The organism is Shewanella sp. 10N.286.54.B9, assembly GCF_041468565.1.
In the GTDB taxonomy this organism is placed as follows: Bacteria; Pseudomonadota; Gammaproteobacteria; order Enterobacterales; family Shewanellaceae; genus Shewanella.
On sequence record NZ_JBFRIY010000103.1, the window covers coordinates 1 to 462 of the forward strand.

Annotated in this window: 1 protein-coding gene; it reads left to right on the forward strand. The window is 48.3% G+C overall.

Annotated features, from left to right (window positions below; translation table 11 throughout):
* A partial coding sequence (locus tag AB4135_RS21885) for a VCBS domain-containing protein (RefSeq protein WP_371995533.1) occupies positions 1 to 462 on the forward strand: 462 nt, incomplete at both ends.

Below are 462 nucleotides of genomic sequence, written 5' to 3' on the forward strand. Positions count from 1 at the left end.
ACTAACGATATTCCAGTAGTCAGTCATATCAGCTCGAAGATGGTTGATGAAGGAAGTAAACCAATTACCGGTCAGATCACTGCTACCGATCTCGACCACGGTGACACAGCCACCTTCGCTACCAGTTATCAACACGCTGGCTTTGCTTTACATGCTGATGGTAGCTACACACTCGATCCCACCGATCCAAGCTTCAACCATTTAGCTATGGGCGAACATCAAACCCTGATCATCCCAGTGACCGCCACCGACAACAATGGCGCTCAAAGTGCCCCGCAAAACCTGATAATCAAGATCGATGGCACTAACGATATTCCTGTGGTTAGTCATATAGGATCGAGAACGGTCAATGAAGGCGATCTACAAGTCACAGGCCAAATTACTGCTACCGATCTCGATCATGGCGACAGCGCGACCTTCGCTACCAACTATCAACATGCAGGCTTTCATACTCAACCAAGA